At 62.3% G+C, this 23,216-nt stretch carries 21 protein-coding genes, 1 tRNA gene and 1 pseudogene; 6 read left to right on the top strand and 17 right to left on the bottom strand.

Annotated elements, in window-relative coordinates:
• Positions 1-28 precede the first annotated feature (28 nt).
• The 6 genes from BHD07_RS04195 to BHD07_RS04170 all read right to left on the bottom strand — a co-directional run bounded on the left by BHD07_RS04195 (position 29) and on the right by BHD07_RS04170 (position 6,321).
• Complete coding sequence (locus BHD07_RS04195; RefSeq protein ID WP_338279311.1) at positions 29-2,722, bottom strand: hypothetical protein; 2,694 nt, start codon at positions 2,720-2,722, stop codon at positions 29-31.
• A gap of 553 nt (positions 2,723-3,275) precedes the next feature.
• Entirely contained in the window at positions 3,276-4,421 is a 1,146-nt protein-coding gene (locus tag BHD07_RS04190; protein ID WP_100670024.1) for an alpha-hydroxy acid oxidase, read from the bottom strand.
• A 91-nt stretch (positions 4,422-4,512) separates the two neighbouring features.
• Complete coding sequence (locus BHD07_RS04185) at positions 4,513-5,130, bottom strand: hypothetical protein (protein ID WP_338277891.1); 618 nt, start codon at positions 5,128-5,130, stop codon at positions 4,513-4,515.
• On the bottom strand, positions 5,127-5,486 hold the full coding sequence (locus tag BHD07_RS04180) for a type II toxin-antitoxin system VapC family toxin (RefSeq protein ID WP_338277890.1): 360 nt from the start codon (positions 5,484-5,486) through the stop codon (positions 5,127-5,129). Before BHD07_RS04180 ends, BHD07_RS04185 begins: the two co-directional genes overlap by 4 nt.
• Positions 5,368-5,655 carry an antitoxin gene (locus BHD07_RS04175; protein ID WP_338277888.1) on the bottom strand — a complete coding sequence of 96 codons (288 nt, stop codon included), beginning with the start codon at positions 5,653-5,655 and terminating at the stop codon, positions 5,368-5,370. Before BHD07_RS04175 ends, BHD07_RS04180 begins: the two co-directional genes overlap by 119 nt.
• A gap of 177 nt (positions 5,656-5,832) precedes the next feature.
• On the bottom strand, positions 5,833-6,321 hold the full coding sequence (locus tag BHD07_RS04170; protein ID WP_100669718.1) for a RidA family protein: 489 nt from the start codon (positions 6,319-6,321) through the stop codon (positions 5,833-5,835).
• Between the two features lie 194 nt (positions 6,322-6,515).
• Between BHD07_RS04170 and BHD07_RS04165 the strand changes: the two genes are divergently transcribed.
• On the top strand, positions 6,516-7,214 hold the full coding sequence (locus tag BHD07_RS04165) for a TetR/AcrR family transcriptional regulator (protein ID WP_338277885.1): 699 nt from the start codon (positions 6,516-6,518) through the stop codon (positions 7,212-7,214).
• 432 nt (positions 7,215-7,646) lie between these two features.
• Here the strand turns inward: BHD07_RS04165 and BHD07_RS04160 are convergent, their stop codons facing one another.
• The gene (locus tag BHD07_RS04160; RefSeq protein WP_379937047.1) at positions 7,647-7,997 is read right to left on the bottom strand and encodes a carboxymuconolactone decarboxylase family protein; all 351 of its coding nucleotides are present in this window, start codon (positions 7,995-7,997) and stop codon (positions 7,647-7,649) included.
• An 11-nt stretch (positions 7,998-8,008) separates the two neighbouring features.
• Positions 8,009-8,776: an SDR family NAD(P)-dependent oxidoreductase gene (locus BHD07_RS04155; protein WP_100669720.1), complete on the bottom strand. Its 768-nt coding sequence runs from the start codon at positions 8,774-8,776 to the stop codon at positions 8,009-8,011.
• A 108-nt stretch (positions 8,777-8,884) separates the two neighbouring features.
• On the opposite strand from BHD07_RS04155, the gene BHD07_RS04150 reads away from it, so the two are divergent.
• Complete coding sequence (locus BHD07_RS04150; RefSeq protein WP_275599960.1) at positions 8,885-9,388, top strand: TetR/AcrR family transcriptional regulator; 504 nt, start codon at positions 8,885-8,887, stop codon at positions 9,386-9,388.
• On the opposite strand, the gene BHD07_RS04145 is transcribed toward BHD07_RS04150, so the two are convergent.
• The 4 genes and pseudogenes from BHD07_RS04145 to BHD07_RS04130 form a co-directional block, all read right to left on the bottom strand.
• Positions 9,385-10,590, bottom strand: a complete 1,206-nt coding sequence (locus BHD07_RS04145) for an MFS transporter (RefSeq protein WP_100669722.1) — start codon at positions 10,588-10,590, stop codon at positions 9,385-9,387. The two genes, BHD07_RS04150 and BHD07_RS04145, sit on opposite strands and share 4 nt — an antisense overlap.
• Entirely contained in the window at positions 10,587-11,690 is a 1,104-nt protein-coding gene (locus BHD07_RS04140; protein ID WP_338277879.1) for a flavin monoamine oxidase family protein, read from the bottom strand. The genes BHD07_RS04145 and BHD07_RS04140 overlap by 4 nt, the downstream gene beginning before the upstream one ends.
• A gap of 1 nt (position 11,691) precedes the next feature.
• Positions 11,692-12,392: pseudogene (locus tag BHD07_RS04135) on the bottom strand (cupin domain-containing protein).
• A 1-nt stretch (position 12,393) separates the two neighbouring features.
• Positions 12,394-13,137, bottom strand: a complete 744-nt coding sequence (locus tag BHD07_RS04130; RefSeq protein WP_338279308.1) for an SDR family oxidoreductase — start codon at positions 13,135-13,137, stop codon at positions 12,394-12,396.
• Positions 13,138-13,255: 118 nt separating this feature from the next.
• Between BHD07_RS04130 and BHD07_RS04125 the strand changes: the two genes are divergently transcribed.
• Positions 13,256-14,176 carry a LysR substrate-binding domain-containing protein gene (locus BHD07_RS04125; protein WP_338277876.1) on the top strand — a complete coding sequence of 307 codons (921 nt, stop codon included), beginning with the start codon at positions 13,256-13,258 and terminating at the stop codon, positions 14,174-14,176.
• Positions 14,177-14,348: 172 nt separating this feature from the next.
• On the opposite strand, the gene BHD07_RS04120 is transcribed toward BHD07_RS04125, so the two are convergent.
• The 5 genes from BHD07_RS04120 to BHD07_RS04100 form a co-directional block, all read right to left on the bottom strand.
• A tRNA-Arg gene (locus BHD07_RS04120) sits at positions 14,349-14,425 on the bottom strand.
• A gap of 119 nt (positions 14,426-14,544) precedes the next feature.
• A complete protein-coding gene (locus BHD07_RS04115) occupies positions 14,545-16,026 on the bottom strand; it encodes a HAMP domain-containing sensor histidine kinase (protein WP_338277874.1) in 1,482 nt (493 codons plus the stop codon).
• A 21-nt stretch (positions 16,027-16,047) separates the two neighbouring features.
• The gene (locus BHD07_RS04110) at positions 16,048-17,469 is read right to left on the bottom strand and encodes a dihydrolipoyl dehydrogenase family protein (protein WP_338277871.1); all 1,422 of its coding nucleotides are present in this window, start codon (positions 17,467-17,469) and stop codon (positions 16,048-16,050) included.
• Between the two features lie 22 nt (positions 17,470-17,491).
• Positions 17,492-18,292, bottom strand: a complete 801-nt coding sequence (locus BHD07_RS04105) for a TVP38/TMEM64 family protein (protein WP_338277868.1) — start codon at positions 18,290-18,292, stop codon at positions 17,492-17,494.
• 243 nt (positions 18,293-18,535) lie between these two features.
• Positions 18,536-20,533, bottom strand: coding sequence for a methyl-accepting chemotaxis protein (locus BHD07_RS04100; protein ID WP_338277865.1), 1,998 nt, complete (start codon positions 20,531-20,533; stop codon positions 18,536-18,538).
• Positions 20,534-20,840: 307 nt separating this feature from the next.
• Here BHD07_RS04100 and rpmH point away from each other — a divergent pair, with 307 nt between their 5' ends.
• The 3 genes from rpmH to yidC are packed head-to-tail and all read left to right on the top strand — an operon-like array spanning position 20,841 to position 23,179.
• Positions 20,841-20,975 (top strand): 50S ribosomal protein L34, encoded by a 135-nt coding sequence (gene rpmH, locus BHD07_RS04095; protein WP_003531576.1) that lies wholly within the window; start codon positions 20,841-20,843, stop codon positions 20,973-20,975.
• Between the two features lie 21 nt (positions 20,976-20,996).
• Positions 20,997-21,395 (top strand): ribonuclease P protein component, encoded by a 399-nt coding sequence (gene rnpA / locus BHD07_RS04090; protein ID WP_018094046.1) that lies wholly within the window; start codon positions 20,997-20,999, stop codon positions 21,393-21,395.
• Positions 21,395-23,179 carry a membrane protein insertase YidC gene (gene yidC, locus BHD07_RS04085; protein ID WP_338277857.1) on the top strand — a complete coding sequence of 595 codons (1,785 nt, stop codon included), beginning with the start codon at positions 21,395-21,397 and terminating at the stop codon, positions 23,177-23,179. The genes rnpA and yidC overlap by 1 nt, the downstream gene beginning before the upstream one ends.
• Positions 23,180-23,216 lie beyond the last annotated feature (37 nt).

Raw genomic sequence — 23,216 nt, 5'->3', positions numbered from 1 at the left:
GGCCCGCCCGCTCGATCTTCGACGAACGCTATTGATCGATCCGGACTCGGAACGTGAGCGTCGCCTTCTGGCCGGGGCTTAAGGTGTCGTGCTTGGATTGAATGGCACCGGTCGCGCGGTTGTCCGGCTGCTGGGATACGGACGCCGAGGAGCCGCCCTCCGCGACGGCCGACGAGCCGACATAGGTGGTGTATGCGGGAACCGCGTCGTCGATCTTCAGCTCATCGGCGTTTGCGGTCCCCACATTGACTGCCGTGACCCGGTAGACGATGCATTCGCCGGGAGCGGCAGCCTGCGGGTGTGGGCTGAAGTCGACGTCCGCCTCGCCGTTGCAATCGGCATCGAGCGCCTGGCCCTTGGTAACGGTGACATTGCCGGACACCACAGTGACGGTTTCAGTGACCGCGTTGTTGCCCGTGTTCTGGTCGGTTACCGATGCGCCGCCGGGCCCGGTAAGATTGGTGCCGACGACGATCTTCGCACTCTCGGAAAGCCCGCTCGCCCCGGTGGAAGGCACCTGAACCCGCGAGAACAGAAGCGCGGTATCGTCCGGAGCGAAGCTCCCCTCGCCGACGATATCGGCGAGGCTGTTTACGAGCGTATCGCTCGAATCCCATACACCGTTCCCGTTAATGTCATGCCAAAGGGACTCGGCGAAACTCGGAAATGCCGGGTCATAGCCGATCGCGCCGTTTTTGATCGACACGTTACCGCGGTTCTCCAGCAGGTGGGTGATCACCACCACCCCGCCCGGCGCCGCCTGTGCGGTCTGGTCGGTGCTGATCGCGAGATCGACCCGCTGCCTGACGGTGACCCGGTCCAGTTTCGTATCGACAACCGAAGGGCTGCTCGTCGAAGCGGCACGGAAGTAGACATTCGTTTCGCCGAGTGAACTGGGCGAAGCAGACGCCGGAGGAGTCACCCGCGCCGTGAACGTCGCCGAGGCGCCGGGACCGATCACACCGGTGTTCGTCACCGTTTCGCCGTCGGCGTTTCTGAACACGACCTGCCACCCGGCGGGCATGGCGCCGGACGCGAAGTTCGTTTCGCTGAAGGACAGGTTGAAGCTGTCGGGTACCGAACGCTTGTTGACCACGACGAGGGTGAATTCTGCAGCCTCCCCCGGGTTGGTGTCGACGGTCGTCCAGGGCTCGCCCTCATCGTCAACGGCGCCTCCCGACGCCTTCCCTTCGGCGTTCTGCAGATCGACGGTGCCGCCGCCGACGGCGGCCTCGATCCGCAGCCTTGTCTGGTTCGACACGGCCGGGTTGGCGATCGCGGTGGCCGTCACCGTGGCCTCCCAAGCCTCTTGGCCCGCCGACCGGGCGGAGCCGGAAGGGAGGTTTGCGCGCACGGAGAGTTTCGACACGGTGTTGGCAGCCACCTGTATGTCCGGCTGGCCGTCACCGTTCGTATCCAGGATCGGCGCACCGTCCGTGGCGAAAGTGAAGGTCGTCCCCTCGGGATAATTGCCCGGCGCGGCGGAAAAGTTGAAACGCTGCGCCGTATTCGAGTGGTTCGTGATGATCACTTCGAAGGGCACCGGCGTGCTCGAAGACAGATAGCCCGCGACATGGGCGATGGTGTCGTTTGCCTCCCCGTCCCCGTCCGTAGCGGAAATCACGCTGCCGCCGAGATTGTCGTCCGGCAGGTCGCTCTTCGAGCGGCCGGCATAGGCCGGGTCGGCTGCCGAACGATCGGCCAGGGTCACGGCGATTGCGTCGCCATTGTCGACCGTAAGCCGTGCCTCGTTCGAGCTTTGCTGACCGGTTTGGTCCGAATCGATCGTACCGGTGTTCGCAATCGTGCCGGCCGCACCATCCGCGACGCTCGCTTCGAATTCGATGTAGCTCGTTTTGCCGACCGGGAGGGTGGAGATAACAGCCTTGAGGCCCAGGGTCTCGTCATAGGAATAGAATATCGTGTGGCCCTGGCCGTTCGTGTGGTCTGGCGTAGCGCCGCCCCCTTCGTTCATCGTGCCGCCGTCCGACCATTTGCCCGTTCCCGCCACGTAGACGAGCTCGTCAGGCAGGACGTCCGAGATTTCCACCTGCGTGGCATCGGCTCCGCCGGTATTGGAGTAGTTGAAACGGACACGCACCCTGTCGCCGGGTGTGAGAGAGCCCGAGTCGTCCCTATCTCCATCTGCGGCGAGGCTCATGTTCTTGGTGAACTGCAGAACGGCGCCATCCACGACGTTTACGGTGTCCGTATCGGAGTCGTTCGGCTGGTTCGGCGTGCCGGAAACGAAATTGCCAGCCGTTTCGAGCGTGCTGGCGGCGGTGATCTTGAGCGTGGGGCTGCCGGTCGCCCCCGGCGCGACATTGACCTCGACGACCACGCAGGCGCTTTCGCCCGGGTTGAGCGACCCCGTCCGGGTGATCGCCGTCAGCGTATTCGGTACGCCGTCACAGTCGTCGTCGGCATAGATGCCGGCCACGGAAAGACCGGAGCCGAGTTCGGAGGTGGTCAGATCGTATCTGTCGGCGGCATTACCGACGTTGGTGACGGTATGCGGGAAGAACGCATTGCCGCCGGCAATGACGTCCTTGCTCGTATCGTTCTCGATCTGGACTCCGGCGATCGTTTTGATCGTCGTTTCGACACGGTTCGAGGTGACCGAAAAGGTCTGTCCGGCCGACTGGTATGTCGCAACCGCCTGGTTGCCGATGACCGTACCGGCCGCGGGCGGCGCGGCGGATGCCGACGGCGCAATCGCCAGCAGACCTGCAGCCGCAACCAAAAGATGCGTCGATAATATCCTGCCCGACCGGTTCGCGCGCCGGTCGACCATTTCCAAATCTCTAGAGTTTGCTGGCATGCACTCGCCTTCCCCTGACCGATTTCGAACAGGAATTGCGGAACTGGCCGCTTATATGCAAATAACAGAAAAATTTTAGGGGATTTGATTGCGGGATAGTTCGTGGCCGTCATCAGAACTCAGCGCCGCTGCCCGTTCCGCCGAAGCGCAGATCAGCAAACCGTCATTCAACCTATGGAAGAACATGAGCACGGTCACGAGCCGTCTTCGTGCGTCGGTACAACCCTCGAAACGCTCTCGAAAATGACGGAGGAACCGCTTCCTCCTGAAGGTCTCGTGATCCGCAAGATATCGAGCCGCGTTCCGCGGGCCTGGTCACAGGCTGACATATGGAGCGCGCCCGAAAAAGCCGCTTGCCCTTGAAAGGGTGAGATGATTCGGAAAAATTTTTTACGAGGCAGGCTTCAGTCCGCCTGCGTCATCCGCATGCGCCGCGGCAATGCAAGGTGCATTCTCACCGGAAACGCAGGTTTTCCTTTGTAAGCTCGTCGACCGACGAGCAGCCCATCAGCTTCATGCCGCGTTCGATCTCTATGCGCATCAGTTCCAGCGCCCGTTCGACGCCGGCCTGTCCTGCCGCAGCGAGCGGGAAGAGATAGTAGCGGCCAAGCCCGACCGCCTTCGCTCCCAGCGAGAGCGCCTTGAGCACATGGGTGCCGCGCTGCACGCCGCCGTCCATCATCACATCTATCCTGTCTCCAACGGCCTGAACGATCTCGTCAAGCTGGTCGAATGCGGTGCGTGAACCGTCGAGCTGGCGCCCGCCGTGATTGGAGAGCACGATTCCGGTGCAGCCGATCTCGACCGCGCGCTTGGCATCCTCGACCGAAATCACGCCTTTCAGACAAAACTGGCCGCCCCAGTGCTGCACCATCTCGGCGACGTCGTCCCAGGACATCGACGGATCGAGCATCTCGGTGAAGTAGCGGCTTATCGACATCGCGCCGCGGCCCATATCGACATGGTTTTCCAGCTGCGGCAGCCTGAAAGGCTCATGGCGAACGTAATTGACCGCCCAAGAGGGCTTGATCGCAAATTGCGTGATGCCGGCGAGATTGAGCTTGAAAGGAATGGCAAACCCCGTGCGCTTGTCGCGCTCGCGATTGCCCCCGGTGATGCTGTCCACCGTCAGCATCATCACCTCGATGCCGGCCTGCTTGGCGCGCGCCATCATCTCGCGGTTCAACCCACGATCCTTGTGGAAGTAGAACTGGTAGACCTGCGGGCCGTCGCAGATCCGCCGGGCCTCTTCCAGACTGACGGTGCCGAGCGAGGAGACGCCGAACATCGTGCCGAACTTCGCCGCCGCTGCCGCCACCGCACGTTCGCCCTGATGGTGGAACAGACGCTGAAGCGCGGTCGGCGAGCAATAGACGGGCATCGCCAGCCTTTGGCCCATCACCGTCACCGACATGTCGATATCGCCGACGCCGCGCAGGACATTCGGAACCAGATCGCAGCCCTCGAACGCAGTCGTATTGCGCCGGTAGGTGACCTCGTCATCGGCCGCGCCATCGATGTAGTTGAAGATCGGCGACGGCAGGCGCTGCTTTGCCATCCGACGGAAATCGTGGAAATTATAACAATCTTTCAGACGCATCTGCCCCTCGGACCCGAACGGCGGAATCAATAGCACTTTTTCGATAGAGCGGAATGAGGAAATCAAACGAGCCCCGGCGGGAATCCGGCGCTCAGTCCGTCGTCGAGCCGGCAATGATGGTGAGGCGCCGCATGGATGGTATGTGGACACTGAACAGGAAGGCGCCCCACCATTCGGCGCCGTCATCGAAATAGTCCGAGACCTCCGGCAGCCGCATGTCGGACCAGTCGAGAATTTCGCTCGCGCGGTGCGGCGGCAAAATGAAATCCCTGATCTCGTCGAACACCGCCTGAACTTCGCCGGGCCTGGCGTCGAGTGGATAGGGCGGACTGGAGAAAGCGTAGGCGAACTGCCCGCCGGTTTCGGGGCAGGAGCTTCCACCCGACATGATCTTCACACCGTCAAGCGAGCTCAAGACCGGATCCGTCAACTGCCGCCCGTCGGCGGTCTTATAGCGGCCGAGCCTCAGCAGGTTGCCGCTGTCCGGGTCGTACCAGTCGCCGAAGAATGCCTTTTCGGTGATGCGCCGGCTTCCCAGAGAGCGCAGCTTCCCGGCATCGAACCTATGGAAGTGGCGCAACGCCTGCGGAACTGCCGAAAGGACCTCCTCCTCCGTACCGCCTGCATTCTCGAAGACCGCGAAATCGAGCACGCCCAGCATCTTGTCGAAGCGTTCAAAGGCAGGCGGCAGCTTCTCGATCCGGTTCATTTCAGTTTTTGGTCCGTCCAGTCGTCCGTCTTCAGGGACTCCGCAATCCGTGTAAAAGCTCTGTCGCGGGTCACAAGGACCGCATCGAAGGCGACCGCATGAGCAGCGATCATCATATCGAGGGGCGCGAGAGCCGCGCCCTTGGCTTCACAGGCAGCGCGCAGGTCGCCATAGCTTCGGGCGGCAGCGCGATCCCAGGGCAACACGTCTACACGAAGAAGGAATTGCCTGACCCGTTCAGACAGCGTCCTCGGATAGCCTCGCTTGGCGAGACCGTAGAGCAACTCCCCCTCGGTGACGAAGGCTGCTTGCGGTCGGCCGGCCGAGGAAGTCGTCCCCGACCTGATCCTTGCCATAGAGTTCAAAAAGACCGTCCCATGAATCCGGCTTGCGTGACAGAATGACATCACCGGTCTTCGGATCACGACGAACGAACACCTCGCTGCCCTCGAAGCGGAACTCTGCAGGGAGCCTGACGGCCTGGCTGCGGCCGCTGGCAAATATCTTGGCTGTTTTGGTTGCCACGGTAACCTCCGCTTTCGATATCTATCATGATATATACCAAGCAGAAGATGCCTATCAAGCGGAGGACATCGACGGGGACTTTCGAGACGCTGCCGATCCGTGCAGGCCGGCGGCGTTCGCCATTTCTACCCATGGCACCCGCCCCCGTTGGCATGCGCGCCTGATATCTCGTCGCGACTATTTCAGAACGACAACGGCTTCGACTTCGAAGAGCATGGGGTCGATTGCAAGCTTGGGAACGGGAACCAAAGTCTGCGCCGGCAGCGCGGCGCCGAACATTTTCTTGACGTTGCTGGTCAGCACCTCAAGCTTGGACATGTCGTGATCGACGACGAAGACCGTGAGCTTGGCGACCTGATCCGGCCTGGCACCGAGCGCATCGAGGGCCGTGCGCAGATTTGCATAGGCCTGCTCGACCTGGACAGCGAAGTCCGGCGACAAGGCTCCGCTGCTGTCCTGGCCGCCCTGCCCGGAGATATAGGCCACCCGGCCCTCGCGGGGCACGATCACTGCCGTGCTGTAGCCGTTCGGCGTCGGGTCGTAGAGGTTTTGCGGGTTGACGATGGTCAGCTTGAGATCATTCTCATTCGCTGTCGTGGCAGTGGGAACGCCGGTGGTCATGATGATCAGCCCTCCGATAAGCAGATGCGTGATTGCGCGTGACATGTTTTTCTCTCGGGTCCGGGGCTGCGCGCAATGAACCTCGCCGCCTTCGGGATTGAACTTTTACTGCCGCATGATCTGATGACTCGTACGGTGTACCATTCACTCGCATCGTACATAGTACGAGTCAACCGTTCAGGATCGACTTTCGTGGCCTTGTCGGCTTAAATCGGCATTCTGATCAGCAAGGAAGACGGATGACGGCCAAACGCAGCGGCGCCCGGAGCAAACGGCCTCAGCGGACAGGTGTATCGCCACCGTCCGCGCAGGAGGCGCGCAGTGAACCGTCTCTCTCCCGGCAGCGTATCGTGGCGACCGCGGTAGAGCTGCTGGACGCCCACGGGATAGACGGATTGACGATGCGTCGGCTGGCCGATCGCCTCGGCTCGGGCGTGATGAGCCTGTACTGGCACGTCGACAACAAGGAGGATGTCTTCGATCTGGCACTGGACTCGGTGCTCGAATACCGTAGACCGCCACAAACGGTTGAGTCTCAGGACTGGCGCGGAGAAGTCGTTCACATGCTCGAGGACTGGCGCGCCAGCATGCTGCGCCATCCCTGGTCGGCATCTCTGCTGCCGCGCCGGGCGCTCGGCCCGAACATTCTCAGCCGCCTGGAACTGCTGGGCAGAACCTTGTCCGGAGCCGGTGTAGCCGACGCAGATCTGAACGTCGCGATATGGTCGCTCTGGAACTATGTGATGGGCGCCACCGTCACCCGGGCGAGCTTTGACGTCTCGGACGATGACAGGGCCGCGGCACAGCAGCGCCTTACATGCCTCAACGAACACTACGCGACGATCGGACGCTCCCGTCTGCTGCTGGACAACGATTGGGACGGCGCCTTCCGGAAGGGCCTCGACTTCCTGCTAGACGGCCTTGCTCCGAGACAATGAGCGTTCGGGTTTGCCGAGGCCGTTGCGACAGGATCATGTGAATGGATGCAGCACCTGATACGCCGGAGGCCGCGGCGTTGAGCTTTACGACCTGCTAACAGGAGGGGGACTGCTCGCCGGCGAAGTCGATGGAGCGGAATTGTCGCGGGCGCCGAAGATCGTCTTGGTCGCGCGCGAGACAATGACGCTCAGCCTACGCAGAGCCGTTCAACATTTCGAGGACTTGCAGATGACAACGAACCTTAGGGCGGAGATAATTGATGTCGTTTGCCGCGATAAATTGCCTCTGGACATAGTGTAACCCATTGAGAAACAAGAGGTTAAATTTTGCCGCGTACAGCAAAACTCCCATAGTCCTGACGTCACGGGCCACAAACGGAAATCCGCGTTGGTGGGAAGGTAGCGCTAGACAATCTAGCGCTACCCTATTCCTCATTTCTCCGGCAGGCTTTCAACAGCGTCAAAGACACGAGCCGAGTAGGTGAGCGCCGCGCCGGCGTTCAATGCGATCGCCACTCCCAAAGCTTCGGCGATCTCGCCTTTCGAAGCTCCCAGTTCGACGGCCTTCTTGGAATGGACGGCGATACAGCCATCGCAGCGCGTCGTGACCGCGACGGCCAGCGCGATCAACTCGTGCATCTTCGGCTCGAGCTTGCCAGTATTGTTGCCGCTGTTCTCGATCGTGTTCAGGCCGCGCAGCACGTCGGGGCTGAGTTTCGCGAAGTCGCCGACCCGGCCGATGAGGGCATCCCGGTAGGCGTTCCAATCCTGCATGTTGTTCATGGCCCTCTCCCTCACTGACGTCCGGCGGTCACGCCGCCATCGACCGGGAGAATCGTGCCGGTAATCCACGAAGCCTGCTCCGAAGCGAGGAAGAGGATCGCCTCGGCGACATCACGCGGCTGGCCGTTGCGGCCGAGCGGATGGAACGAATTGAACGTCGGCAGAACCTCCTTGACCTGATCATCGGACAAGAAGGTGTTGTAGACGGGCGTCTCGACGACGGCCGGGGCGACTGCGTTGATCCGGATGTTGTATGGCGCAAGCTCGATCGCCAGATTGCGGACCATGGCGTGCACGCCGGCATTGGCGGCGGAATAGGCAGCCGACGGCGTCGCGCCGATCGCCTGGATCGCCCACATGGAGCCGGTCTGGACGATTGCGCCGCCCTTGTCCTTCATTGCCTTGGCAGCGGCCTGAGCCGTGAAGAACTTGCCTTTGAGGATCGTGTCCAGATACCAGTCGTAATCCGCCTCGGTCAGTTCAATGAACGGCTTGGGGTTGAAGACGCCCGCATTGTTCACGAGAACGTCCAGGCCGCCAAACCGTGAGACCGCTGCCTCGACGAGCGCTGCTCCGGTTTCGGGCTTTGCGATATCGCCGGCGGAAACCACGAGGTTCTTGCCGCTCGGATCGATTTCCTTCGCCGCTGCTTCAAGTTTGCCAAGATCACGGCCGTTGATGGCGACCTTCGCACCTTCGGCCACGAAACGTGCCGCCGTCTCCTTGCCGATACCCGAGCCGCCGCCGGTGATCGCTACTACCTTGCCTTCAAATCGCATAATGATCTCCTTGTTGCCTATCTATCGATAGATAGAGGAGACCTACATAGAGATTGATTTCCTTCTGCGCAACCCCTATCTATCATTAGATAGACAAACGAGGTTGTGATGAGCGAAATGAGAGACGCGATCCTGGATGCAGCCGAGGAGCGCATTCGAGGCGCGGGTTATAGCGGCTTCAGTTTCCGGGAGATCGCGGCGGACGTCGGGGTCAAGAGCTCCAGCGTCCACTACCATTTTCCCACCAAGGAGAAGCTCGCCGCGGCGGTCGCCCGCCGCTACACGGATCGGTTTCTCGTGGGAGTAGACGAAAAAGTCCAAGCTGGCCGGGACATCGTCCAGGCGTGGCGTCAGGTTTTCCGCGACGCACTCGCACGCGACGGCAGGATGTGTCTTTGCGGAGCGATGGGGGCGACCTCCCACGATCTCGCCGACGAAGTCAGGAACGAAGTGAAGCGGTTCTTCAATCTCGGCATCCAACGACTTGTCGAGGGGGGTCTTCGGAAGGACGCCGCGATCCAGGTTCTCGCGACGCTCGAAGGCGCTATGCTCACCGCCAACATTCTGGATGATCCCGCCATATTCGAAAGCGGCACTGCCGCTCTCGCCTAGGCGCGAATCGGTCTCGCCGACCGCCAGACAAGCGGGACCAGCACAAGAGCCACCGCGGGAAGCACGACCCAGTTGATCGTCTCCCATCCCGAACTGTGGAGGAGGGAGCCGGCGGAGAAGGACGCGCAGGCAACCGTACCGAAGACCAGAAAGTCGTTCGCTCCCTGGACCTTGCTGCGCTCGGACGGTCTGTAGCAGTCGGCGACCATCGACGTCGCCCCGATGAACCCAAAATTCCAGCCCACGCCGAGCAGGATCAAGGCCATCCAGAAATGGGCGATATCGAACCCGGAAAGTGCGACGGCAGCCGAACATCCGATCAGGAGAAGGCCAACGGCGGCAACCTTCTCCTTGCCGAAGCGAACCATCAGCTTGCCGGTGAAGAAGCTTGGCCCGTACATGGCAAGGATATGCCACTGAATGCCCAGGGCCGCTTGGTCCACCGAGTGGCCGTGGCCGACCATGGCGATCGGCGATGCCGTCATCACGAAGGTCATCAAACCATAGGAGACGACGCCGGTCGCGATGGCGAGCAGATAGCGCGGGGTTGTTAGAATGCTGAGGAGCGGGCGTCCACCGTCGGTTTCCATGTCTGAAACTTTCACCTTCGACGGCTGATGCAACATCAGGAGGACGGGAATGGCGAGAGCCGCCAGTGCCGCCTGGCTGATGAAGCTGCCCGCGAAGGGAGTGCCAGGGAATGCGTCTCGAGTCCAGATGACAAGTTGCGGTCCGATGATCGCCGCCGCCAGTCCGCCGACAAGAACGCGGGAAATGGCCTTCTGGCTCTCGGCACCCGTCGCGTTGTCCGCCGCGGCGAAGCGATAGCTCTGGACATACGAGGAATAGAAGCCAGCAAGAGCAGTTCCGAGGCAGAAGATGATAAAGCTGCTCAATGCTATACCGAGAGCCGCGATCAGCCCTGAGATAAGGCCAATTCCCGCACCTGTCAGATAGCCTGAACGGCGGCCGAAGCGCCTCATGACGTAAGCGGCCGGAAGGGTTCCGAGCGCCAATCCAAGATTCAGCAGACTGACGGGCAGCGTGATCAGGTCCGGATCGGGAGAAAGGTGCTGCCCGACCAAGCCGCCGAGCGAGATGACGATCGGAGCGTTTGCACCGCCAAGCGATTGGGCAACCGTCAAAACCCATGCATTGCGTCGTGCGGTCGTCTCGACCGCACTGGCCTCTACTGCGCTCATCTGGCACCTTGTTTCGATAGATACTGGGAGACAGCGCGCTGGGCAGCCGTGACCGCCCCGGAGAGATAACCGGGTTCGGTGGGGCTGGTTTCGCTCCCGGCGAGGCTCAGCCGTCCATCCCAACCCCCCGTCACCCACGCGTCGTCGCGAACGACGGGATGCCCGGCGGCGACAAGATCGGTCGAGGTGGCCGTCAGGGGATCGACGGCCCAATCCTTCAATAAAGTGGCGATAGGACTGCGGGCTGCGGGACCGAACAGCCGCTCGAGCTGGACCAGGCACGCAATCTTCAAAGTTTCCTCGCTGACTGCTGCGCGCTGTTCCGCGCCTACCCCGATGAATCCGAAGAGAGCAGCCCTTCCGGAAGCCGTCGTGGCGTCGTGGATCTCGGCCATCGGACCCGCTATGCTCTGCGCCGTCCCGGAAAGGCCTGCGGCTCTCCAGAACGGCCGGTCGTAGATTGCGAAGAACTTGGCGTGCGGCGCCATCCAGGTCGGCGTGTCGCGCCACCGTCCGGCGGTCGCGCCCTCCTGCGCCGGGCTGAACGTGATTGTAGCCTCGATGAGCCTCGGCGGCAGCGCTGCGATGACATGGCCGGCGTCGATGATATCTTGCTCGCCGCTGGCGTTCTCGACCGTCAGCCGGACACCCGCTGACACGAGCATCATCCCCTTCACCTTCGTGCGGAGAAGGATGCTGTCAGGCGAAAGCTCGCGGGCGAGTGCCCGCACCGCCGCTGCCGTCCCGCCGGCGAGCCGCATCGATGGTGGCTCCTGCATCATAGCCGGGAAGCGTTGGGGCCTCTGGCTCGGAGATCGTTCGAAGACCACTTCGCCCTCGCTGTGCTGGACGAATGATTGAAGATCGAATTCAGCGACCAGGTCTGCCATCGCGGGCTGCATCTGCGGCCAGTACCAGGAAGGACCTAAGTCAAATCCGTCTTCCGATGAATTGCCGGAGGCATCAGCGGAGAAGACACGACCGCCGATACGCTCGCGTGCCTCGATGACCAAGGCGTCGACTCCCGAAGCCTTGAGCGCCCAGGCCGCATACAGTCCCGCGAGGCCCGCGCCGACGACGGCGACTTCGTATGATCTCATGTTACTTGTCCTTCGTCGTTCCGGCGTCTTCGAACCTCACGACGTCTTCATGGAGGAGCGGGCCAGATTTCATCCAGACGCGGGCGCCATCGTTTCCGACCTTGGCCCGAACCGCTTGTCCGGCAGGTAGGCGCAGCCATGACCAGTGGTCGAGAACGTCGCCTTCGACGGTAAAACCTCCGCCGAGAACAAGGAGTTCGAGACCATGCGGGTTGGCAACCTCCACAGCAGCGCCGGGCTGCCACTCCTCCATCATCACCTGCTCGTCTTTCCCATCGAAGAGGATGCGGGAGGACGACACGCCGGGCCGAAGCTGCGCTTCCTCGCCTTCGCCCGGACGGCAGACGACCCTTTCCCGATCGTCGGCCCTGAACTGCCAGAGCTTGACCAGGATGACACAACCCTCGTCGCTGCCCGGAGCATGACCCGTGCCTGGAGGATTGCGCACATAGGTGCCGACCGGGAAGTCTCCGCTCTCGTCCTGGAAGACGCCATCCAGGACGAGAAACTCTTCTCCGCCCGTGTGTTCGTGGCGCGCGAACCGGCTGCCGGACGCGTAACGAACGATCGATGTCGCTCTCGCCTTCTCCTCGCCGATCCTGAACAGCATGCGGCGGTCCACGCCCTTGGCTGGCTTGGCACCCAATCGATCCGGTCGGCGTGTATGAGCACGGGCTTGGTGAGGTCTTCGTTGATCAGCATGTCAAAGCTCCGACCTGCCGCCGTCGACGACGATCTCCGCGCCGAGCATGTAGCTCGATGCGTCGCTGGCAAGGAAAAGGACAGCGGCCGCGATCTCCTCAGGTCTGCCCATGCGCCCGATCGGCACCTGGCCGCCGACGCGTTCGGCGTACGTGCGGAACTCCTCTTCCGTCTGGTTTCTGCCGCGGTGGATCGGCGTTTCGATCGAGCCTGGGCTGACGGCGTTCACCCTGACCCTGCGGTCCAGAAGTTCAGCCGACATCGTCCTCGCGAACGAGCGGGCAGCGGCCTTGGAGGCGGACAATATTGCGCGGCCAGGAGTTCCCACCTGGTTGAGCCATGACGTGTTGAGAATGATCGAGCCGCCCTCGCGCATCAGCGTCAGCACCGACTGCACGGTGAAGAAGACGCCTTTCACATTCGTATCCATGATCGTGGCGTAGGTATGCTCGTCCACGGTGGCGAGCGGCGTCCCGATAGCCACGCCCGCGTTCGCGAACAGGATGTCCAGCGTCGAGAATTCCTCCGCAAGAATGGTCTTCATCCGATGGAGATCGGCGAGCGACGACACGTCCGCCTGAATGGCGAGAATATCGTTGCCCAGTTCCGCTTTTGCAGCCTGAAGCTTTTCCGCCGATCTGCCCGTGATCGCGACCCGTGCCCCATTCTCCCGGAGCATCTTCGCTGCCGCGAGACCAATCCCGCTCGATCCGCCTGTCACTAGTGCCGTCTTGCCTTGAAGTATCATGCGTGAACCTCCGTCTAAGGATCTACGAATGTCCTCTCGCAATTGCATTGACGAGGAAAACAAACGATATCGGAAACAAAGAAAATCTTTCTCGTAGGTGGAGAACGGATCACACATGAGGAATCTCACGAGGCTCAAATCACTGCAGGCTCTCGAAGCTTCGGCAAGACACGGAAGCTTCGTCGGGGCCTCCACGGAACTCGACGTGACCCCGCCCGCCGTAGGGCAGCTCGTTCGCTCCCTGGAAGATTGGGTCGGCTATCCGCTCTTCCGGCGAACGCGGTCCGGGGCCGAACGCCTGATGCCCGTGGACGAGGCAAAGGAAGCTCTCGAGGACATCTCGCAGGGATTAGACCTTCTGGAATCAGGTCTGCGGAAGTTGCGCGGGCGCAAGGCGCGCACGGTCGTCGTCGTGACGGCATCCCAGGCGCTCGTCGCGAACTGGCTGCTCGGGCGGCTCGACGACTTCACCACGAAACACCCGAACATCGATGTACGTCTCGACGTCTCCGACCGCGTGATCGACCTCGCTCAAGGAGATGCCGATATCGGCATCCGATGTGGCCTAGGCAACTGGAAAGGTGTGAAGTCGACCTTCCTCATGGGTGAGGAGATCATCGCGGTATGCCATCAGCGTCTTTTACCGATCGACAGGGATGTGACTGCTGGCTGGATCGTGGGACAGACCCTGGTACATGACGGGACGTCGCATCCCGGGGGAGATTTCCCGTCATGGGCGGACTGGCTGGCGCGCGCAGGAGCGAACCAGCCTCCCGACGATGGCGGTCTGAAGATCAACTCGACCGCAGCCGTCATCAATGCGGCTGTCGCCGCCAGAGGCGTGGCGCTGGTAAGAAAGGCGCTCGTGGCGCAAGAGCTGGAAAGCGGCCGCCTGGTTCATCTGATGCCTCAGGTGAGATGGCCGGTGAAATGGGCGTACTATGCCGTGGCGGCACCGAAAGCTCTTCGCCGGTACGAGGTCACCGCCTTCCACGATTGGTTATGTGATCAAGCGCCATCGAGCTCGCTCGAATAGAGTGGCACGCATCCTAAGTCCGCTCCGCTTTGGCGCAAAAGTTGCCGCCAACAGCCAAACTTGTGTCAGGGCGATCCATGGGCTGCAGGGTTGGAAAGGGAAGCTTCCCGTCCCATAGGCAACATAGTGGCCAAAAAGGCAAAATATCGTGGCGTTCGACAATTGGAAAGAATGGCGCACCCGAAGAGATTCGAACTCCTGACCCCCAGATTCGTAGTCTGGTGCTCTATCCAGCTGAGCTACGGGTGCGTGCCTGGAAGCGGTGACCACCGCTTGCGTGGCGATCCTCTAAAGCGTCCTTTCGGCGATTGCAAGCGCCTTCGGAAAAAAATTTCATTTTTACGACGATGCCGGGAAGGGACGGAATATCAGGAACGTCCCTTGGCGCGGAAGGCATCGAGCCGCACCGGGCGGTCCGGCAGTTCTATGCGAAACAGCGTGCCGGGAGTGGGCTTTTCGACGAGCGCGATCGTTCCGCCATGGGCGAGCACCAGTTCGCGGGCGATTGCCAGACCCAGGCCCGTTCCGCCGGAGCGCGCCGAGCCGCGGAAGGCGGCGAAGAGATTTTCGCGTGCCTTTGCAGGCATGCCGGGGCCTGTATCGTCGATCGAAATCGTCACCACGCTGCCGGTACGCAACGCCGAAACCGAGATCCGCCGCTCGGAACCATCCTCCGGCTTGTAATTGGCCAGCGCCTCGACCGCGTTGCGACAGATATTGTGGACGATGCGGAACAGCTGCTCGCTGTCCGCGTCGACCTCGATGTCGTCGCGGATCTGTATCTCGAACTCGATACCGTCCTGGCGATCGACGGCGAGCAGTTCGGCTACGTCCTCGACCAGCGGCCGCAGCGCCAGGAAACGGCGATGCGGCTCGGCCTCCGTCGTGCGGCCGTAGGAGAGCACTTCCCGCGTATAGCCGACAGCGCGGTCGATGGTCCGGAGCAATGTCGGCGCGAAGCGCTTGACCACGGGATCGTCCACGTCGGCCAGGCGATCGGAAATGAGTTGCGCGGAGGACAGGATGTTGCGCATGTCGTGGTTGATCTTGGAAACGGCGAGGCCGAGCTCCGCAAGGCTCTTCTGCTGCTTCAGGGTTCTCTGCAATTCGCGCTGCATGCTCGCCAGGTGCTGACCGGCGACCGCCAGTTCGTCCTTGCCTTTCGGCGGCACCAGCACGCGCTCGGGGCTCGACGGCTCGTCCGAAAACTCCTGCATGCTCTTGGTCAGCCGCCTGATCGGGAGAATCAGCATGCGATTGATGGCCAGGAAGATCAGCGCCGCGGTGATCAGCGAGATGACGATCGACAGGAGGAAGACGTTGCGCGAATAGACGAGCATGGCCGTGCGCAGCTTGGCGTCCTTCATCACCAGCTCGATCGTCGCCTCGCCTTCGCCCAGCGGGCCATAGACGCGCACCACCCGGTTGCCGCCGAAGATGAGCGTGTCGAAGGCGTCCCGGATCGCGCCCAGAGCCGTGAAGTTGGCTATGTCGTATTCGCCGTCGATCGCGGGGGGCATGTCGACGCTGGCGATCATCCGGGAGGCGTCCTTGCGGCGGATGACGATGGCCTTGGTCCCGGTCGCCATCAGGGTCTCGCGCTGCACGGCGCGGGGCAGCTCGACATTCTGAAGCCCGTCGACCACGACGGCGGCCGCCGCCACGGTGTTCAGGCGGTCCTGAAGCCAGCGAATGCGCATATTGGCGACGGAAGGCACGAAGATCAGTACCTCGGCCAGCATCACGAAGGCGACCGTCAGCAGCAGCAATTTACCGGAAAGCCCGCCAAGAAAGCCGACCGCCCCTCGAGGTGCCGCACTCGCATTGGCCGGACGTGCGTCTTCTACCATAAGCCCAAAAGATTCCCTGGATCAGCCGAAGTTCCGCAGAAACCGGATCGCAGTCCGCAGAAGGCGATTTCGCGCCATGGGGGAATAATAGGAGATAGCCGCCTGTTTTCCAATCTCCGAGAGAGTCGGATAGGGTGCGACATAAGTCTGGAAATGCCTGAGGGTCAGGCGGTTGGCGACGGCGAAGGCCCAGAGACCGATCATCTCCCCCGCTCCAGGGCCTGCAATGCCGGCGCCGAGTATCCGCCCGCGCCTGCCGACGACGATCTTTATCAGCCCTCGATCCAATCCGTCGGTGCGGGCGCGATCATTCGCGGAAAAGTCCAGGCGAACGGTTCTGCCCCCCGGGGCGGTCTCCCGCGCGCGCTCCTCCGTCAGCCCCACCTGCGCCAGTTCGGGCGCGGTGAAGATCACCTGCGGAACGATGGCCGCCCTCTCGCGTCCCGGCAGGCGGAAAAGGATCTGCTGCAGCACCAGCCGGGCGTGATAGCTCGCCTGATGCGTGAAGAGGCCGCCCGCCGCATCTCCGACCGCATAGACGCGGCGGTTGCTCGTCCGCAGGTCCGCCCCGACCTCTATGTGCTTCGGCCCGTGGCGGATGCCGGCCGCATCGAGATCGAGCGGTCCGTGATTGGGGGCACGACCGGCAGCCACCAGCAGGTCGCTCCCTTCGACCTCGAAAGGGCCGCTCTCGTTCTCGCAGAAAAGCCGGACGCCCGTCTCCGTTTGCTCCGCCGAGCGGATCTCCGTGCGCTCGTGCAGGAGCATGCCTTCCGCACGCAGCCCGTCGAGCACGATCGCCGCCAGCTCGGGATCCTGGCCGGATAGAGCCGCGGCCCTGTCCACGACCGTGACATCGGCACCCAATCGGCGGTGAGCCGCGGCCATCTCCAGGCCGACCGCGCCCGCGCCGATGACGACGAGATGTCGCGGCAGGCGTTTCAGGCCGAAGAGCGTTTCGTTGGTGAGAAACGGCGTCTCCGCAAGTCCAGGAATCGGGGGAATGGCGAGGGAGGAGCCGGCGGCGATCACAAAGCGGCGGGCGCGGATCAGCTGGTCGCCGGCAGCGACCGTGCGGTCGTCTACGAAGCGGGCCGTTTCCTTGATCACCTCGACGCCGAGGCTGGTGAAGCGCTCTACGGAATCATGCGGCGCGATGCCTTCGATGACGGACTGTATGCGCGCCGTCAGCCGCTCGTGATCGACGACCGGTCCCGCCGCGGCAATGCCGAATTCCGCAGCCTTGCGGATCGCTTCCGCATGCTTGGCTGCTGCGATCAGGGCCTTTGACGGCACGCAGCCGTAATTGAGGCAATCGCCGCCCATCCGGCCGTGCTCGACCAGAACGACGGGCACGCCGAAAGCGGCCGCCCCGGCGGCCACGGAGAGCCCGGCGGCACCGCCGCCTATCACACATATATCGGGTGTCAGTATCCTGCCCACGCTTGCCTGCCCCTCGACTGCGTCACGCCTGCTTGCGGCGCGACTGTATTAGCCTGAACGCCAGAGGCAACGCCGCAATGAACGCAAGCGCGACCAGCGCCAGCGAAACGTCCGTAGTGACGAAATCGGAAAGGGCGAGTTCGCGGCCGCTTGCAGCAGCAAAAGCGATCACGTCGCCGAGGCCGCGGCCGAGCCAGGTATAGGCGAGAGTGCCCGGCACGATGCCGATCACCGTCGCGAGCGCATAGGTGCGCAGCTTCACCTCGAAGAAGGCAGGCGCGATATTGATCAGGAAGAAAGGAAAGATCGGCGCGAGGCGCAGGATCAGGAGATAAAGGAAGGCGTTGTCCCGGAAGCCATCGGCAAGGCGCTCCAGGACGCCGCCGGCACGGCGCCTCAGGATGTCGCTGAAGGCGCCGCGCGCGGCGATGAATAGCAGGCAAGCCCCGAGTGTGGCGGCAAGAACCGTAATGGCTGCGCCGGCAAGGCAGCCGAAAAGGAAGCCCGCGGAGATCGTGAGCACCGATGCCGCCGGAATGGAGAAGACCACCACCGCGACATAAATCGCGAAGAAGACGAGAACCGAACTGACCGGATGGGCGGCGACATGGGCGGCGAGCGTCTCGCGCTGGTCGGCGAGCGCAGACAGCGAAACATAGTCCTGCAGGCCGTAGGCATAGCTCAGGACGCCGCCCGCAAGCAGAAGCGAAATCGGCAGGAAGCGCCAGGGAGAGCGATGCGGAACAGGCTGAAGGTCTCGCCGGCTCGACGAGGGTTCGAGAGCCGGTCCTTCTTCCGCCCCGTTGCTGATACCATGGCTCATGCGATTTGCCTTCGGTGAGATTCTGCCCCTGAATTAGAAGGAATTCACCCCCGGAACCAATAACGAATCGTCGCGTCGACAAACGACGGCGTGACCGGGTCGCCGCGGCAAGTCACGCCGGCGTGAAAGTGCCTGCGGCCCCTTCCGGAGGGCAGGCTCATCTCGGAAATGCCGCTCGCGGCGACCGACAGGTCACCGCGAACGAAGCTGGTCACTGGGCGACTGCAGTGCTGCAGCAGGCCCTCAGAACTCTTCCCAATCGTCGCGAGCGACCGCAGCGGAGCCGTTGCCGAATGCGCGCGCGACCGTGCCCATCATGCGGCGGGCGGGCGAGGCCACCGGGCGGCTCGCTTCCCTTGCCGGCGCGACCGTACGCACCGCCTCGCGCTCGACCTTGAAGTAGGCGATGAGGTTGGCGAGATTGTCGGCCTCGGCGGACAGCTTATGCGTGGCGGCGTTCGCCTCCTCCACCATGGCGGCGTTGCGCTGGGTGACCTGATCCATCTGGTTGACGGCGGTGCTGACCTCGCCGAGACCCGTGGCCTGCTCGCGTGCGGCCGTCGCGATCGAATGGATGTGATCGTTGATCTTGAGGACGCGCGTCTCGATCTGACCGAGTGCGGCTCCCGTCGCCTGGACGAGCTTGACGCCGGTGGCCACTTCGCCGCCCGATTTAGAAATCAGCGACTTGATATCCTTGGCAGCGCTGGCTGCACGCTGGGCGAGTTCGCGGACCTCCTGGGCAACGACCGCGAAACCCTTGCCGGCATCCCCCGCGCGCGCCGCCTCGACGCCGGCATTGAGGGCCAGCAGGTTCGTCTGGAAGGCGATCTCGTCGATGACGTTGGTAATCTGGCCGATCTCGCTCGAAGCCTGTTCGATGCGGCCCATGGCATCGATGGCGTTGCGGACGACCGACGCCGACTCCGCTGCGCTGTCCTTCGCCTCCGTGACCATGACGGTCGCTTCCTGGGCCCGCTCCGTAGAATTGCGAACCGCGGCGGTTATCTCGTCGAGCGCCGCCGAAGTTTCCTCCAGCGCGGCGGCCTGCTGTTCAGTCCGCTTGGACAGGTCGTCGGCGGCACTGCGCAATTCCGTAGAGTTCCCGTTGATCGAGTCCGTCGTCATGCGGACCTCGCGCAGGGTCTTCTGCAGGGTCTGCAAGGTATCGTTGACGTTCGTCTGCAACTCGGCGAAGGCGCCCTGGAACTGGCCCTTCATGCTTTGCGTGAGGTCGCCCGTCGCCAGGCTCGCAATGACCCTCCGGGTCTCGGCGATGCCCGTATCGACGCTGTTGACCAGTTCGTTGACGCTCGCCGCAAAACGGTTGAGGTCGTCGTTGTCGTAGTCCTTGCCGATGCGCCTGGTGAAGTCCCCTGCCGCAGCCGCCGCGACGACCGTGGCGATGCTCGACTGCAGGTCCGCGCTCTTTTCGCGCAGGACCTCTTCCTGGGCGTTGAGCTCTCGCACGGCGAGGCTGTTCTGCTTGAAGACTTCGACCGCCGCCGCCATGTCGCCGATCTCGTCCTTGCGCCCGGCGAAGGGCACATCAACCGAGAGATCGCCGCCGGCAAGCAGCTTCATCTTGCCCGTCAGATCGAGAATCGGGCGGCTGAGGTGATTGGTCGCAATATAGAAGGCGGCGCCGATCCCGGCCAGCATGCCGAGCGCTGCCGTTGCAAGGACGATCAGCACGATCGAGCGCTTGTAGTCGGCAAGATCCGCGGTGATCGTGTGAAGCGAGGCAAGGTTCTCGTCGACGACCACGTCGATTTCCGCCTGGAACGCCTTGCGGTTGGCCCGGTTCGCCTCGTTGTTGCCCTGCTCGTTGGCCGCTTGCGGCGCGACCTGCGTGCCGAGGCGAGCCGTCTCGCTTCGGAACGTCTTGAATTCCTCCGCGCGCTGGACGAGGGTATCGAAGGCGGGCAGGACGTCGGCGGGCACCAGCGGCCGCCACTCGGTGAGCAGCGCGTCGATCTTGTCGAGGTTCTTGAGAATTCCCTCGGCAAAAGGCTTTGCCTTCTCGACCGTCGGCGCCGCATAAATGCCCCGCGCCTCCATCACCACCGCCGTTACCAGGCGATTGAGCCTCTCGCCCTTGAAGGCCCGGTCGGATGCGTTCTGGTATTCACCGAGCCGTTGGTTGTACTCGCTCACGATCAGCAACGACATGCCGGTGATCGCTATCGCCAGCAGACTCATGATGCCGACGATGAGGTTTATCTTTCCACGAATTTTCATGTCCTGTCCCTGTCCCCAGCCGCATACTCGCCTAAAACGGGAAAGTAACTCACGGCTTACACGCTACTGAGTAAATGCTAAAATGCGTGTGGTTAACAAAGCACCCATCGGGCCCACTCATTTTAGGGTGTCATGCGGCTAATCATGAGCACGCCGCCGGCGTCTGGGAATTGACTCTATCGGGTTTTTGTCCCTATAAGCCGCGCACGTCCGGTGGAGCCGCCCGTTGGCGGAGCCATGTCCGGCGCGTAAACGCTCTTGCATCATGCAAACCCAAGAAGGACCGCACACCGCGGTATTTAAATAAATGAAGCGTACCTACCAACCGTCCAAGCTTGTTCGCAAGCGCCGTCACGGCTTCCGTGCACGTATGTCCACCAAGGGTGGGCGCAAGGTCCTCACAGCCCGCCGGGCTCGTGGCCGCAAGCGTCTTTCGGCGTAAGCCGAATCTGCCCGAAACCTTATGTCCGGGCAAATGACGACAGATAAAGACAAGACGGCTGTCGGGCGGCTGAAAAGCCGTCCGCAGTTTTTGGCGGTCCGGGCTGGAGAAAGCCGCAGAGGCCCGCTATTTCTCCTCGAAGTTCTCGACCGGAACGATCCGGAGGGAGAAGCCCGCGTCGGCTTCACCGTTACCAAGAAACACGGCAATGCCGTCGAGCGAAACCGAATGCGCCGACGCCTCAAGGAAGCCGTGCGGCTTTCGGCCGGGTTTGCAATGAAACCCGGACACGACTATGTGATTGTCGCCCGGCGCGATCTCCTGAATGCCCCTTTCGACGCATTGACTCGGGCGCTTCGGGATCGCATCGAAAACAAGCCGAAACAGAAGCGGCCACCGGCCGGTTCCAGGAAATCATGATGGAAAACAACCGCAATTATTTCGTGGCGATCGCCCTTTCCGTGCTGATCCTCATCGCCTGGCAGTTCTTCTATGTCAGCCCGAAGATGGAAAAGGACCGCATTGCCGCGGAACAGGCGCAGCAGGCGCAACAGACCCAGCAACAGCCAGGCGCTCAGCCCGCTGCACCTGGACAGGCGCTGCCCGGCGGTGCGATCCCGAGCGCAGGCGAAAGCCGCGATCAGGCAATCGGCAAATCGGCCCGCGTGGCGATCGACACGCCGGCGCTTTCCGGCTCCATCAACCTGACCGGCGCACGCTTCGACGACCTGAAACTCAAGGGCTACCACGAAACAGTCGACCCGAAGAGCCCGGTCATCACGCTCTTCAGCCCGGCGGAGACCGCCGACGGCTATTTCACGGAAATCGGCTATATCGGATCGGACGCGACCGGATCGGTTCCGGGGCCGCAGACCACATGGACGCTTTCGGGCGGCGACAAGCTCACCCCCTCGACGCCGGTGACGCTGAGCTATACGAACGACAAGGGCATCACCTTTTCCCGGACCATCTCGGTCGACGACCGCTACATGTTCCAGGTGGTCGACAGCATCAAGAACGAGACCGCCGCGCCGGTTTCCCTGTCTTCCTACGGCCGCGTCACGCGCTTCAACAAGCCGACGACTCCGAGCATCTACGTGCTCCACGAGGGCTTCGTCGGCGTTGCGGGAGAGCATGGCCTCCAGGAAGTTGGCTATTCCAAGGTCGAAGACGACGAGCCCGTCGAACCGGGTAAGTCGACCGGCGGATGGCTGGGCATCACCGATAAATACTGGGCCGCGACGATCGTGCCGCCGCAGGCGACGCCCTTCGACATCCGGTTCTCGCATTTCGCCGACGGGCGCCCGCGTTACCAGAGCGACTACAAGAGCGATGCGGTGACGGTTGCCCCCGGCCAGTCCGTGGAGCTGAAGAACCTCGTCTTCGCCGGTGCCAAGGAAGTCCCGGTCGTCGACAATTACGAAGTGGCCTATTCGATCCCCAACTTCGACAAGCTGATCGACTGGGGCTGGTTCTACTTCATCACCAAGCCGATGTTCAAAACGATGGATTTCTTCTTCCGTCTCTTCGGCAATTTCGGCATCGCGATCCTGATCACCACGATCGTCGTCAAGCTCATCTTCTTCCCGCTCGCCAACAAGCAATACGCCTCGATGGCGAACATGAAGAAGGTTCAGCCGAAGATGGAGGAGCTGAAGAAGAAATTCGGCGACGACAGGATGGGGCTGCAGCAGGCGATGATGCAGCTCTACAAGGAAGAGAAGATCAACCCGCTGGCGGGCTGCTGGCCGATCCTCATCCAGATCCCGGTGTTCTTCGCGCTGTACAAGGTGATCTACGTCACCATCGAGATGCGGCATGCGCCGTTCTTCGGCTGGATCCAGGATCTCTCCGCGCCCGATCCGACGACGATCGTCAATCTCTTCGGCCTCCTGCCCTTCGATGCTCCGTCCTTCCTGCATCTCGGCGTCTGGCCGATCATCATGGGCATCACCATGTTCCTGCAGATGCGCATGAACCCGACGCCGCCGGACCCGACCCAGGCGATGCTCTTCACATGGATGCCGGTGGTCTTCACCTTCATGCTGGCATCGTTCCCGGCCGGTCTCGTGATCTACTGGGCCTGGAACAACACGCTGTCGATCCTGCAGCAGGGCATCATCATGAAGCGTCAGGGCGTCAAGGTCGAACTCTTCGACAATCTGAAGTCGCTCTTCTCGAAGAAACCGAAACCGGCGGAATAGAGCACTTCCAGGAAGCGCAGTGAAAGAGTTGGAAGCC

The organism is Sinorhizobium sp. KGO-5 (genome assembly GCF_036245905.1).
GTDB lineage: Bacteria > Pseudomonadota > Alphaproteobacteria > Rhizobiales > Rhizobiaceae > Sinorhizobium > Sinorhizobium meliloti_A.
The sequence above is the reverse complement of the archived record's forward strand: the minus strand, read 5'-3'. Positions and strand labels throughout refer to the sequence as shown.